The 12,728-nt window shown below is 34.1% G+C and carries 10 protein-coding genes and 1 other RNA gene; 2 read left to right on the top strand and 9 right to left on the bottom strand.

The features are described from left to right. Positions 1-87: 87 nt before the first annotated feature. The 9 genes from ssrA to CGC48_RS03955 form a co-directional block, all read right to left on the bottom strand. Positions 88-490, bottom strand: a transfer-messenger RNA (tmRNA) gene (gene ssrA, locus CGC48_RS03995). Between the two features lie 92 nt (positions 491-582). Then, on the bottom strand, positions 583-1,617 hold the full coding sequence (asnA, locus tag CGC48_RS03990; protein WP_098028544.1) for an aspartate--ammonia ligase: 1,035 nt from the start codon (positions 1,615-1,617) through the stop codon (positions 583-585). A gap of 76 nt (positions 1,618-1,693) precedes the next feature. Next, on the bottom strand, positions 1,694-2,431 hold the full coding sequence (gene trpA / locus CGC48_RS03985) for a tryptophan synthase subunit alpha (RefSeq protein ID WP_098028543.1): 738 nt from the start codon (positions 2,429-2,431) through the stop codon (positions 1,694-1,696). 10 nt (positions 2,432-2,441) lie between these two features. Then, a complete protein-coding gene (gene trpB, locus CGC48_RS03980) occupies positions 2,442-3,626 on the bottom strand; it encodes a tryptophan synthase subunit beta (protein ID WP_098028542.1) in 1,185 nt (394 codons plus the stop codon). A 9-nt stretch (positions 3,627-3,635) separates the two neighbouring features. Beyond that, on the bottom strand, positions 3,636-4,277 hold the full coding sequence (locus CGC48_RS03975; protein ID WP_098028541.1) for a phosphoribosylanthranilate isomerase: 642 nt from the start codon (positions 4,275-4,277) through the stop codon (positions 3,636-3,638). Then, positions 4,274-5,050 carry an indole-3-glycerol phosphate synthase TrpC gene (gene trpC, locus CGC48_RS03970; RefSeq protein ID WP_098028540.1) on the bottom strand — a complete coding sequence of 259 codons (777 nt, stop codon included), beginning with the start codon at positions 5,048-5,050 and terminating at the stop codon, positions 4,274-4,276. The genes CGC48_RS03975 and trpC overlap by 4 nt, the downstream gene beginning before the upstream one ends. 12 nt (positions 5,051-5,062) lie before the next feature. After that, positions 5,063-6,049: an anthranilate phosphoribosyltransferase gene (gene trpD, locus CGC48_RS03965; protein ID WP_098028539.1), complete on the bottom strand. Its 987-nt coding sequence runs from the start codon at positions 6,047-6,049 to the stop codon at positions 5,063-5,065. Between the two features lie 14 nt (positions 6,050-6,063). Continuing rightward, positions 6,064-6,630 carry an anthranilate synthase component II gene (locus CGC48_RS03960; RefSeq protein WP_098028538.1) on the bottom strand — a complete coding sequence of 189 codons (567 nt, stop codon included), beginning with the start codon at positions 6,628-6,630 and terminating at the stop codon, positions 6,064-6,066. A gap of 21 nt (positions 6,631-6,651) precedes the next feature. Beyond that, complete coding sequence (locus CGC48_RS03955; RefSeq protein ID WP_098028537.1) at positions 6,652-8,070, bottom strand: anthranilate synthase component I family protein; 1,419 nt, start codon at positions 8,068-8,070, stop codon at positions 6,652-6,654. Positions 8,071-8,482: 412 nt separating this feature from the next. Between CGC48_RS03955 and htpG the strand changes: the two genes are divergently transcribed. Together htpG and CGC48_RS03945 are read left to right on the top strand one after the other, a co-directional pair. Further along, on the top strand, positions 8,483-10,366 hold the full coding sequence (gene htpG / locus CGC48_RS03950; protein WP_098028536.1) for a molecular chaperone HtpG: 1,884 nt from the start codon (positions 8,483-8,485) through the stop codon (positions 10,364-10,366). A 243-nt stretch (positions 10,367-10,609) separates the two neighbouring features. Next, positions 10,610-12,682 (top strand): TlpA family protein disulfide reductase, encoded by a 2,073-nt coding sequence (locus CGC48_RS03945; protein WP_098028535.1) that lies wholly within the window; start codon positions 10,610-10,612, stop codon positions 12,680-12,682. The last annotated feature ends 46 nt before the right edge of the window (positions 12,683-12,728 follow it).

Here is a 12,728-nt window from a genome sequence, read left to right as displayed (position 1 = left end):
GCAACATTTACAAATAAAAAAGACTAAAACAAACAAGTTTCTATTTTAGTCCCTTCTAAACGATAAGTATTTGATTTTTAATCTATACTGTGGAGTCGGAGAGAATCGAACTCTCGTCCAAATAAGCAATTCAAAGGCTTTCTACATACTTAGTTTTTGTTTGATTTTCGTCGGGTTGCTGACCAAAAACCGCCCACAACACGCTTAGTTCCCTAAAATCCAAATCTTCAGCGGAAACCATCATCCGATTCAATGTTGACTTTCGTGGTGCCTCTGTACGAACCGCCGTCAACAAGGGCTTTTCAGAGACATCTCGCTTCCCTACCTTGTAGAGACTTAGCCAGAAATCCTACTAAACTTCAGATTAGGCAGCAAGAGCGTAGTTATTCTCGCCATTTAAAAAGTTTGAAATAGAGATTAACGAGCATTAATTTCATAGCTCGGTATGCTTACATTTCAATTCGACTTACTGTCAAAACCGATCGACCCCATTCAGGTTCTTCGTATGAACTTGGGGCAAAGGTACAAATTTATTATGAATTAAAAAAACAGAACCATCTAACTTGAGATTGAAAAACTTACTTATATCAGCGGGATATTGTGTTTGTTACATTCTTTACGCATATCATCTGGCCATATACTTGCTTGAATTTCACCAATATGAGCTTTATGTAGCAAAAACATACACAATCTGGATTGCCCGATGCCTCCACCAATGGAAAGAGGTAAGGTATTGTTTATTAATCGCTTGTGAAAATATAAATTCAGTCGGTCTTCTTTGCCTTCTAATTGTAATTGTCGTAATAGAGTTTCTTTGTCTACACGTATTCCCATTGAGGAAATTTCAAAAGGAAGTTCCAATATAGGATTCCAAAGTATAATATCACCATTTAAACCTGCATAATTCCCTGTTGATGTAGTCCAATCATCATAGTCGGGTGCACGTCCGTCGTGTTTTTCTCCATTGGAAAGTTTTCCTCCAATACCCATAATGAATACAGCTCCGAATTCCTTAGCAATGGCGGCTTCTCGTTCTTTAGGAGTTAGTTGTGGGTAACGCTGTAATAATTCTTCCGAATGGATAAAATGAATTTCTGGAGGTAATATGGGTTTTATTTTGGAAAAACTCTCACAAACCAAATATTCTGTCCGCAATAGTGTGGCGTAGATGCGTTGAACGATATTCTTGAGAAACGTAACATTACGTTGTTGTTCTGAAATTACCATTTCCCAATCCCACTGGTCAACATAAAGAGAATGTAAGTTTCCGAGTTCTTCATCAGCACGAATGGCATTCATATCGGTATAAATTCCATAACCTTTTTCAATTCTATAGTCGGCAAGCATTACGCGTTTCCATTTGGCGAGTGAATGTACCACTTCAGCACGTTGTTCGTTCATATCTTTGATAGGAAAATTGACGGCACGTTCGGTCCCACTTAAATCGTCGTTTAATCCTGTACCTTGCAGAACAAATAGCGGAGCGGTTACTCGCCGTAAACGAAGTTCAGATGATAAATTTACTTGGAAAAAGTCTTTGATTTTCTGAATACCTAATTCGGTTTGTTGCAAGTCCAAAAGAGGTTTGTAGTTGTTAGGTTTTATTAAGTAACTCACGATTAATTTTTTAGTTGATAATTTATTAAATTCTTTAAAAGATGATAAAATCTTTAGTAACCATATTTTTCTAAAATTATTCTCTTATTGATTTTATAAAACTTTCGGCTTTTTCTTCCCAATTTGTTGAATTTTCCAATAGAATTTTCACAAAAGAAGTGCCAATTATTGCTCCTTGTGTATGTTTAGTAGCATTTGAGAAATCAGCTTTGTTTTTAATGCCAAATCCTACAAAAATAGGATTTTTAAGTTTTAACTCAGCTAACTTTTTCAAGTAGGGATTATTTTCTAAGTTATTATCTACCTTACCTGTTGTAGAGGAACTACTAACGGCATACAAAAATCCTGAAGAAATTGAATCCAAATATTCTATTCTTTCAATTGATGTTTCGGGAGTTACTAAAAATGTGAAATTCAATCCGTATTTTTCCACAATTTTTTTGTACTTCCTTTCAAATTCAATTGGAGGTAAATCTGGTAAGATGAGCCCGTAAACGCCTACTTCTTTGCATTTTCTGCAGAAATCTTCAAAACCATATTGAATCACAGAATTCAAATATCCCATTAATATTTTAGGGATTTTTACCGACTCCTTTATATCTTCCAAAACTTTAAATAATGTGTTGATATTCATTCCGTTTTGCAGAGCGAGTGCGTGTGCATTTTGAATTACATTTCCATCGGCAACTGGGTCGGAATAAGGTATTCCAATTTCCATCATATCTGCTCCCGCTTCTTGTATCAATTTTGCTACCTTCGCTGTGTCTTCCAACTTTGGAATTCCTGCTGTGAAATATATATTTAACTTTCTCATTTTTAATAATTTAAAAATCTATGTTTTTAGAATAAATTTCGATATCCTTGTCGCCTCTTCCGCTAAGTGTTATAACCACAACATCATCTTTTTTAAATTTCTTTTTTGATAAAACAGCAAGTGCGTGTGAACTTTCCAAAGCAGGAATGATTCCTTCCATTTGGGTAATTTCGAATGCTGATTTTAAGGCTTCTTCATCGGTAATGCTTAAAAATTCAGCTCTTTTTTGTTTGAAGAGATTGGCATGAAAAGGACCTATACCTGGGTAGTCTAATCCAGCAGAAATTGAGTGAGGTTCAATTACTTGTCCATCATTATCTTGCATTACAAGGCTTTGACTTCCGTGTAAAATTCCCAACGAACCAAGCTGAGTTGTAGCAGCTGATTTGCCAGACTCCAAACCTAACCCAGCGGCTTCAGCGGCAATAATTTTTACATTTGGCTCATTTACAAAATGATAGAATGACCCAGCAGCATTGCTTCCACCTCCTACACAGGCAATTATATAATCGGGATTTTCTCTACCAATTTTGGCTTTCAACTGAAGTTTTATTTCTTGTGAAATAACCGATTGAAATCGAGCAACCATATCTGGAAAAGGATGAGGACCTACGGCACTTCCAATAATGTAATGTGTTGATGTTGGGTTATTTATCCAATATCTAAGGGCTTCATTAACAGCGTCTTTTAGTGTTTTTGAGCCTGATGTTACGGCACGAACTTCTGCACCAAGCATTTTCATTCGTGCTACATTTAATGCTTGTCGTTTTATGTCTGTTTCTCCCATATAAACGATGCATTCTAATCCTAAAAGAGCTGTAACTGTGGCTGTTGCTACTCCGTGCTGCCCAGCCCCTGTTTCGGCAATGATACGATTTTTTCCCAGTTTTTTTGCTAAAAGAGCTTGTCCTAAAGCGTTGTTGATTTTATGAGCTCCTGTATGGTTGAGGTCTTCTCTTTTAAGATAAATTTGAGTTTGATACTTTTTGCTAAGATTTTCAGCAAAATACAGTGGTGTTTCGCGACCAACATAATCTTTCAAAAGTTGGTTGAACTCTTTATTAAATTCTTTACTTTCAATAATTTCCAAATATTTATTTTCTAATTCTTCCACATTCGGATGGAGCATTTCGGGGATAAAAGCTCCTCCAAAATCTCCGTAATAGCCGTATTTATCGGGGTTTTTAAAGTCCATAAGTTCAATTTATTTTAGCTTGTTGAAATTGTCTATGTAATGTTTTATTTGCTTTATCTTTGTTAAATCTTTTATTCCTGCTTCACTTTCAAATTTAGAATTTATATCCAATGAAAAAGGTTTTGTAGTTATTTTTTCTATGTTTTTAATGTTTCCTAAGGAAATTCCTCCGCTTAAGAAAAAAGGTAAAGGGATTTCAATGTTGTCAAGCCATTGCCAAGGAAAAGTTTTTCCTGTTCCGCCGTAATTCTTGCTATCCGTGTCAAAAAGTAAAAAATCGATTTCATCAATATTTTCAGGAATTTTTATTCCTGCACTATTAACTCGTACAACCTTTATGATTTTTATTTCAGGATTTAATTTCTTGCGTAAACTTTCTACGAAATTTGGGGTTTCATCGCCGTGGAGCTGTACAAAGTTAAGCGATGATTTTTCCGAAATTTCTAAAACTTTTTCTAAACTCTCATTAACAAAAACTCCGATTTTTCCTGTATGCTCAAAATTCCTTAATTTGTTTAAAGATAGTTTTTTAAGTGCAAATCTGGGAGACTTTTCATAGAAAATAAATCCTAAAAAATCGATGTTTAAGGCTATCAAATCTTCGATTTGGCTTTCGAGAGTAAGTCCGCAAACCTTTAGTTTTAAGCTCATTTTGTGTTCTTTACAAAGTTTTCGAATGCCTTTTCAGGACTTTGATTTCTCATAAAATATTCTCCCATCAAAAAAGCATCGAAGCCTTTGTTTCTGAGGAATTTAAAGTCTTCTTCAGAATAGATGCCACTCTCAGCAACTGAAAGTTTATCCTTTGGTAAACTATTTTTTAAAATGACTGAATGTTGCAAATCTACCTTAAAATCTTTTAAATTTCTGTTGTTAATACCAACAATGTCAATATTTTGATTTATATGTTTTAATTCATCTTCGTTGTGTATTTCAAGTAAAACTTCAAGATTTAATTCCTTGGCTATGTGTGTAAACTCCTGTGTTTGAGAAACTGATAAACAAGAAGCTATTAATAAAACCACATCAGCTCCCATTGCTTTAACTTCATAAAATTGATATTCATCTATCATAAAATCTTTACGAAGAATGGGCAGTTTAATGCTTTTTCTGACTTGTAAAATATCCTCCGAATTGCCACCAAAAAAGTTTTTATCAGTAAGAATTGAAATACCACTGGCTCCAAATTTTTCGTATGCCAAACACACATTTTGCACACTGGAAGCGTTGTTTATGATGCCTTTACTGGGCGATTTTCGCTTAAATTCAGCTATAATTCCTGTCCGTTGTTGTATGCTTTGTTTTAATGAGAAACTCTCTCTTTCATAAAATTCCGAATTTTTTAATTCCTGAATTGACATACGCTTTTTCGAAATAGAAACTTCCTCTTTTTTGTGCTGAATTATTTTGTCTAAAATATTCATTTTTAGTTGATTTTAATTTATTAAAGCATTCAAAACATTCAAAGCTTTTTTACTTTCCAAACTCTCTTTTGCTATTTCAAGACAATTTGAATACGAGCCAAACTTTTCGGTTGAAAAAAGAGCCATCGCTGCATTTGCTATCACTACAGAATTTTGTTCTTTTGTTCCTTTTCCGTTCAAAATATTCATAAAAATTTTGGCAGATTCTTCTTGACTTCCCCCTGAATACAAGCTTTCTTGTGATATGTTTTCAAATCCAAGTTCTGAGGCTGAAAAAATCTTCTCACCATTTTTATTAATAACTTTTGTTTCATTCGTTAATGAAATTTCATCATATCCGTCAAGGCTATTTACAATGGTGAAAGAAATATTTTGTCTTTGCAAGATATACTGATAAAGCCTTGCTATTTCCAGATTCGCAACACCTATGAGGGAAAAATTAACGTTGGCAGGATTCACCAAAGGTCCTAAGAAGTTGAAAAAAGTCTTCATTCCTAAGTTTTTACGAAGTGCGGAAACGCTTTTTAGAGCTGGGTGAAAAAGGGGAGCGTGTAGAAAACAAATGTTAGCTTTCTCTAAATCTTCTTGTAATTCTGATGAGTTGTTCTTAAAGCGATAGCCAATTTTTTCCAATACGTTAGAAGAACCACTAACAGAAGAGGCCCCGTAATTTCCTTGTTTAGCAACCTTTTGCCCAGCTCCAGCCACTACAAAACTTGCTAACGTTGAAATATTAAATGTATCTTTTCCGTCACCTCCTGTTCCTACAATATCAATCAAATCAGTAGTTTGTAAATCTACAGGACGGGCCAGTTCTAGAAGAGCTTCACGAAATCCTTCCATTTCATCAATTGTGATGTTTCGCATCAAAAAAACGGTGATGAAAGCCATAACTTCACTTTCATTGAATTTGTTTTCAGAAATTTCAAGCATTATGGATTTTGCTTCAGCTCGGGTAAGTGTTTGGTGATTAAATAAATATCCTAAAATTTGTTTCATAAATTGCTATATTATCAAATTTCCATAAAATTTTTTAATATTTCTTTGCCTTCAGGGGTAAGTATGCTCTCTGGGTGATACTGAACAGCGTGTAGGTTGTAGATTTTATGTTTTAAGCTCATTATCATTCCTTTGTCATCTACGGAGGTAATTTCTAATTCATCGGGGAAATCCTCGGGATTTACAGCCCAAGAGTGATATCTGCCCACTTCAAGAGTTTGGGGTAGATTTTTAAAAATGGCGTGTTCTTTAATTTGATGCGATTCTGTTGCAACTCCGTGATAAGTTTCTGAAAGATTTATGAGACTTCCGCCAAAGGCTTCTGCAATTGCTTGTTGCCCTAAGCAAACGCCAAAGATGGGTTTGGTAGGTGCGTAAGTTTTTATTAAATCCAACAGAATACCTGCTTCCTGTGGAATGCCTGGTCCTGGAGAGAGAATAATTTTGTCGTATTTTGCTATTTCTTCCAATGAAATTTGGTCATTTCTAACCACATCTATTTCTCCATCAGTAATTTGTTCTAATATTTGAACTAAATTATATGTAAAACTATCGTAATTATCAAAAACAAGGATTTTCATACGTTTTTCTAGTTAAAGAGATTAATATATTTTCTGTGCTAATTCAATGGCTTTTTTTAAAGCTTCAAGTTTGTTATTTACTTCCTGAAGTTCATTATAGGATATTGATTTTGAAACAATTCCTGCTCCTGCCTGATAAAAAAGAGTATTTTCTTTACTCAAAAAAGTACGAATCATAATTGCCTGATTACAGCTACCATCGAAACCTACAAAACCGATACACCCAGCGTAGTAAGAACGAGATGTTTTCTCATATTGGTCGATGAGTTCCATTGCCCGAAATTTGGGAGCTCCGCTGAGAGTTCCTTGAGGGAAAGTGCTGGAAATCATTTCGTAAGGATTCTGCTCCGATGAAACATCAGCGACCACTTCACTTACCATATGGATTACGTGTGAGAAAAAGTGAATTTCTTTGAGTTTTGAAACTCTTACATTTTTTCCGTATATGCTAAGGTCATTTCTTGCCAAATCGACCAACATAATATGCTCGGCATTCTCTTTAGGGTCTTGTTTTAGCCTTTCAGCTGCTTTTAAGTCGTTTTCGATGCTGTGAGTTCGTTTAAAAGTACCTGCAATTGGGTGAATTATAGCTTTTTTATCTTTTATAATAATCTGACTTTCAGGGCTTGAACCAATGAGTTTGTAGTCTCCATAATCAAAGAAAAATAAATAAGGAGAAGGATTGATATTACGTAAGGCTCGATACACATTGAATTCATCTCCACGGAATTTCTGATGAAATCTTCTGCTCAAAACCAACTGAAAAACATCACCTCTTTTACAATGCATTTGTGCTTTTTCCACCATTTCCAAAAAGTCAGTATCGCTTAAATTGGATTTTTCTTCACCTACTTTTTCAAAAGGAAAGACAGGAGCATTCTTTTGATGAATAATGTTTTCAATAATTGAAACTTCTGAATTTAAACCTTTTATGATATTTTCTATTATAAAAAGTTCATCGTTATGATGATTAATTGCGATGACGTATTGATAAAGACGATAACGAAGCAACGGGATTTTATTTTCCTGTGATTGTTCCTTAAACTTTATTCCTTCAAAGAAAGGAATAGCATCGTACGACGTGTAACCGAAAAGCCCCTGAGCTGTTCTTCCGATGTCGTGATTGGGTTTTTCACATATAAAACTACTCGAAAAACCTTGTAATATATCGGTTAGTTTTTCGCCTTTAAGGCTTATTTTTTCAGCATTCTCATTTGGAAATTTTATTTCAGCTTCATTATAGTTGCGTATTTCAATTCCAGCAATAGCGTTGATAGCAATGAAGGAAAAATTGTTATCCTCTCCTTGTTTTCCTGCACTTTCTAAAAGAATTGTATCTCGAAATTGGTCACGAAGCCTAAGATAAATTCCCACAGGAGTAAATAAATCTCCCAACGCGGATTTTACAATGGTTTTTAAGTGTATTTTTCTTTCAAACATAATTTTTGTGTAAAAAAAAATGGCTTCAACAAATTAATGTCAAAGCCTATATTATTAAAAGTTTAATTTTCTTAATGGAATTCAAAACAATAAGTAACCTTTCAAGACCTTGAACAAGATTTTGAAAGCCACCACCAATATGTATTGTTAAATAATTTCATCGGGGCAAATGTAAAAAATATTTTTAAATATGCAAAAAATACACGTAATCTAAAGAAAGAAGTGAAGTAAATACGAAAACAAAACAACCTTCTTTCTGCTTTTTTGAAAGAAACTTATATTGATGATTACTGACAAATTGACATTTTTAAGATATTGGTATTTTTTTTGCCAAAGCAATTTTCGTAAGTCAAAAATCGTTTGATTTTTTGAGCTTTTTTAATCTTTTAATCATTAAATTATCTCATAAGAAATGAAAGGAAATATTAATGTTTCGGTGGAAAATATTTTTCCACTTATCAAGAAATTTTTATACAGCGACCACGAAATTTTCCTTCGGGAACTCATCTCTAACGCTACCGATGCTACGCTGAAATTAAAACACTTAACCCAAATTGGCGAAGCAAAAGTGGAGTACGGAAATCCTATCATCGAAGTGAAGATTGATAAGGAAAATAAAACCTTACATATCATCGACCAAGGTATTGGGATGTCGGGCGAAGAGGTGGAAAAGTACATCAATCAGATTGCTTTTTCAGGAGCAGAAGAATTTTTAGAAAAATACAAAGATACTGCCAAAGATGCAGGTGTAATTGGGCATTTCGGGCTTGGGTTTTACTCTGCTTTTATGGTGGCAAACCAAGTGGAAATCATCACCAAATCGTACACTGACGCTCCTGCCGTAAAATGGACGTGTGATGGTTCTCCCGAATACACGCTTGAACCTGCCGAAAAGTCAGAAAGAGGTACGGAAATCATCTTATACATCGCCGAAGATTCTACCGAGTTTTTGGAGGAATATCGCATCGAAGAATTGTTGCGTAAATACAACAAATTTATGCCAATTCCGATTAAATTCGGAACCAAACAAGAACCGCTTCCTCGTCCTGAAAATGCCGATGAAAATTACAAAACCGAATATCAAACCGTTGACAATATTGTAAATAACCCAAATCCGGCGTGGACAAAACAACCTGCCGATTTGCAAGACGAGGACTATAAAAACTTCTATCGTGAACTTTATCCGATGCAGTTTGACGACCCCTTGTTTCACATTCACCTCAACGTGGATTATCCGTTCAATTTAACGGGAATTTTGTATTTCCCAAAACTATCAATGGATATGCAAATTCAAAAAGACCGCATTCAGTTGTATCAAAATCAGGTTTTTGTAACGGATAATGTGGAGGGAATTGTTCCAGAGTTTTTGACAATGCTTAAAGGAGTTATCGATTCGCCAGATATTCCGCTGAACGTGTCACGTTCGTACTTACAAGCCGATGGCAACGTTAAAAAAATCGCAAATTATATTACTCGAAAGGTTTCTGATAAATTAAAATCGCTTTTCAATACAAATCGTGAGGATTTTCAATCAAAATGGAACGATATTAAGATTGTTTTGGAGTATGGAATGCTTTCTGAACCGAAATTCTACGAAAAAGCAGGGGATTTTGTGCTTTATCCAACGGTAGATGACCAATATTATACCCTTTCGGAGCTTAAAGAAGCCTTAAAAGACCAACAAACCGACAAAGACGGAAAATTGGTGGTGCTTTACGCCCAAAATAAAGAGGTGCAACACGCTGCTATTGAACAGGCGAAAGAAAAAGGATACCAAGTGTTGCTTTTGGATTCGCCCATTGTATCGCATTTAATTCAGAAGTTGGAACACGATAACGAAAACTTGACTTTTGCTCGAGTGGATTCGGCTCCGATTTCCAAACTCATTCAAAAAGAGGATACTACAATTTCCAAATTTTCGGAAGAAGAAAAAACATCACTTAAAGAAAGCATTGAAAAAAGCATTCCGAGTGAAGGTTTTGTGGTGCAATTGGAAGATTTGGACAGCGATAGCACACCTTTTAGCATCAATCAGCCTGAATTTATGCGTCGTATGAAAGAAATGAGTGCTACGGGCGGTGGCGGAATGTTCGGAATGGGGAATTTCCCCGAAATGTATCATTTGGTAGTCAATACCAATTCGCCTTTGGCAACCTCGATACTAAATACAGCGGACGAAAACGAAAAACAAAGCCTCATCAAACAAGCCTTTGATTTAGCCCGACTTTCGCAAGGACTTCTGAAAGGAAAAGAACTTACCGATTTCATCAAACGCAATTTTCAGGAATTGAAATAATGTTGTTTTTTCCATAACTATAGAAAAGCGATGCACGAAAATAGTGTATCGCTTTTCTTTTTTTGCCTTTGGGAAAACCAATAATAAACCAAAAACAACAAATTTTGAACTTTAAAGCTAAAATTTAGGCTTCGATATCTATTTGATTAATAAAAAATAACTATCTTTGGGCTTTGTATCAAAGTTTTATAAAAACAAAAAATAATTATTGTTCAATAGACAATCAACTAAACCATTAATTTTATGAAATCACTATCTTTAATTTTTACCATTTTGTTTACTTGTATCATTGTAAACACACAGGCACAAAACAAAACGATAGATTTACCTCCTTTTGGGTTTGCCAACACTAAAACAATAGAAATCCGTAAGGTGAGTCTTTCCGAAAAAGAAACCTTACTTGAAGTTGATGCATTTTTTACTCCAGGTTATTGGATTAGAATTGCATCAGATACATATTTAAAAGCAGGAGACAAAAAATACAAAATCCAAAAAGGTGAAGGTATCGTATTGGATTCTCTTTTTTGGATGCCAAAGTCAGGAGAAGCCTCTTTCAAACTTGTTTTTGAACCTTTACCCTTAAAAACTGAAAAATTTGACTTTATAGAGGGTGATTGTAAAGATTGCTTTAAAATCTATGATATTGATTTGAGCAAAAAACAACATAAAATCAATATTCCCAAAGAATTTCAGCAAAAACACCAAGTTACGAAGAACTTTTCGACAAAATGGCAAAAAGGAAAAGGTTTAATTAGTGGTAAAATCATAGGATATAAACCTGATTTAGGAGACGTTGTATTCATTTACCCAAATCCTATTACTGGTAATCGAGATAAAAATCTTGTAACCATTTCGGAAGATGGCACGTTCAAAATTAACACTACCATTTATAGCCCCACATCACTTATACTACTTTCCGATTCATTTTACATTCCTTTAATAGTTGCTCCTGATAAAGAATTGAAAGTACTTATTAATCTTCCTGAAATGCAACGTAAACAAAGCCGTTTACAGAGAAATATAGTTTCAAAAGGAGAAGGAATTTACTATGCTGGATTTTTAGCCGATGTTAATAATGATGTATATAAAATTTCCTCCGAAGAGAGAAAAAATCGCGTCAATATAGATTCTATTGCCGATTTAGGTGCAGATGCCCTCGAAAAACATTTCAAACAGGAGTATTATAAAGAAATTTCAAAAAATAATGCCTTAAAAATAAACGATTTATCAAGAAAAATATTAAATTCAAAAGCGATTAATGAGTTGAAGGATGAAATTGGAAATATAGGATATTACCTAAGAAAATCTTATGCCAAAAAGTATAACATCTCAGAAAAAGAAGCTCAAGTAAAGTATTATTCTGAACCTAAAAGAGCTGATTTTTATGATTTCTATAAAGAAATTCCATATAATGATTCTGATATTTTGCTTTCACCCATTGTAAGCGAACTTGTTAATGACCTTTTGTTTTTTCATATAGGAGAAAATAGAATTCTTGACATTGTTCGTTTCTTATCGGAAAGTCCAAAAGTTACTGATGTTGATAGAAATCTTTTTAAAGAATTTCTTGAAGCAAAACAAAATAACACTTCTTTTTTAAAAATGAAAGAATTAGAGGAAGTAGGAATGAAGTATGATGATTTGATAAAAGAGTATGACAAAAAAAACAGAGGAGCAACAGTGCTTGCTAAAATCTGGGGTACAGATAATGCCCTTTTATTAGACCTTATCAAAGCTCGAAAAATCGCTAATCAGTTTGCAGATTACGAACCTCTTACCGAAGAAAATAAAGAAGAAATGAAATCATTCCCTATTGAAATTCAGCAAATTTTAATAGATGAAAATGATAAACTTTTAGCAAGAATTGAAGAAAACAAAAAGAGAACAGGTTTTACTGTGCTTAACGTTCCTCAAACCAGTGATGAGCAACTTTTGGTAGAAATGTTAAAGCCTTTTAAAGGAAAAGTAATCTTGATAGATATGTGGGCAACTTGGTGTGGTCCTTGCTTGGCTGCGAATAAACAAATGGAACCACTTAAAGCAGAGTTTGCTTTTGCTGATAAAGATGTAATATTCTTGTATTTAGCAGGAGAAAATTCACCGGAACAAACTTGGAAAAATATGATTCCGAGTATTAAAGGGCAACATTATCGTGTTAATAAAAATCAATGGAGTTATTTACAACAAAGCTTTAATGCCAGAGGTGTACCTACTTATATCATCGTTGATAAGAAAGGAGAACACTCGTATCAAGTTTCAGGTTTTCCAGGTGTAAATACAATGAAAAATGAACTACTTAAAGCGTTGGAAAAATAAAAATCATTTTTATAAATAAAAACTTCAAGAATTCTACAATTTCTTG

Origin of the sequence: Capnocytophaga cynodegmi, from assembly GCF_002302475.1 — a bacterium.
In the GTDB taxonomy this organism is placed as follows: Bacteria; Bacteroidota; Bacteroidia; order Flavobacteriales; family Flavobacteriaceae; genus Capnocytophaga; species Capnocytophaga cynodegmi.
The sequence above is the reverse complement of the archived record's forward strand: the minus strand, read 5'-3'. Positions and strand labels throughout refer to the sequence as shown.